The organism is Bartonella grahamii ATCC 700132 (assembly GCF_000518085.1).
Classification (GTDB): domain Bacteria; phylum Pseudomonadota; class Alphaproteobacteria; order Rhizobiales; family Rhizobiaceae; genus Bartonella; species Bartonella grahamii.
In genome coordinates this window covers 1-1,412 of the sequence record NZ_JACX01000063.1, presented here as the reverse complement: position 1 = coordinate 1,412, position 1,412 = coordinate 1, and the positions used below count along the sequence as shown (strand labels likewise).

Sequence of the window (1,412 nt, the reverse complement as noted above, 5' to 3'; positions counted from 1 at the left end):
TTTCATAAATTAAAAAATGAAATTAAGAAAAGATCAATTATCGCAAACTATACACTTTACTTTAGTATCAAAATTATAATAATGACAATAAATATTAAGATGCATATAATGGTAAAAAGAGTCATAATTAAAATGAAAAATATCATTCTTGTAATTTTGATTGCAAACCTTTTATCAGCTTGTGCATTAGCACCAAAGCTAAAACAGCCCAATGATAGGAACCGTGTGCCTATTAATAAAACAATCCCTGCCGAAATTAAGCGAGGAGACAACGGAATCTCATAAACTGATTTATGAAGTTAATAATATAATGGTCAGTCTTTCTAAAAATGGTCAGTCTTTCTAAATATGTGAAAATTAAAAGGAATAAAATATGCAAAAGCTGATTATTATCATAGCAATTAGTGCGTTTCTTGGAACAACAAACTTAGTAAGAAGTGACACTATTACTAAGCAAGGAGGAGCTCATAGCCGTATTCCTATAATTCCTGGTATGGGGTCAGGAGGTCTCAGTACAAGCAAAGATTATAAACCAGAACCACCAAAAGGCTATAAGCCACCATCTGCACTTCCACCCGATGTTAAAATCGATCTTTCTACTTTGGGAACGATGAGAAATCGCATACCGTCCAAACCTAGTGGCTCTAAGCCATCTAACACAACTCCAGTATCTCCCACAACTCAGGTACCTAAATCAACTTTTGTATCTGCTCCACCTGCAGAATATCTAGAGATTATTAATCTATTAAAAAAAGGGGAAATTATTGAGCTGTTAAAAAAACAGCTTGAGTTGAAAAAAGAACAACTTTCGCAAGTAGAAAAAGCTTATCAGGCTATAACAAAGAGTCAGAAAACAGAACCTCAAAAAATAGACTTTTCTAGTTTTTTTCTCAAAGAACCAGAATCGCTCTATAAGAGTGATAAGCTTTCAAGGGAATCATATCAAAAGGTATTAGAGGAAGAAAACAAAATTTATGGGTCTTTTGATCAAATGGGCAAAGCTATTTCGGGGCGCTTAAAATTTGCATCGATACTAGATAAAGCTGTAAGTTTAGAAACTTTTGAAAACGTAGAAAATCGTTTTAAATACCTCCAACATCTATTAGATGAAATTCAAACAAAAGAAAACCTGAAAGATACTGCAGATCTTCAAGCACATATCGATGGTTCGTTAACCATGATCCAAAATGAATTTATAAAGATGGAAATGGTAGCGCATTTACGTAATGCTGAGCAATCACTTATCAAAAAGAAAAGACGCGAAATTGATATGAAAATTTTTAACCATGAAGCAAAAGGGATGCCTATCATACGATGAAAACAAAAGCTAATGTAGAAGGTTCAGTACTATCTGAACAATTCAGAGAGGCACAAAGATTTTATCAAAGCCAAAATATTGTGATGAAAATACT

2 protein-coding genes are annotated in these 1,412 nt (G+C 33.0%); both read left to right on the top strand.

Annotated elements, in window-relative coordinates; translation table 11 throughout:
* Positions 1-132: 132 nt before the first annotated feature.
* Entirely contained in the window at positions 133-285 is a 153-nt protein-coding gene (locus U736_RS11350) for a hypothetical protein (protein ID WP_015857028.1), read from the top strand.
* Between the two features lie 88 nt (positions 286-373).
* On the top strand, positions 374-1,318 hold the full coding sequence (locus tag U736_RS0108720) for a TrbJ/VirB5 family protein (protein WP_026500688.1): 945 nt from the start codon (positions 374-376) through the stop codon (positions 1,316-1,318).
* The last annotated feature ends 94 nt before the right edge of the window (positions 1,319-1,412 follow it).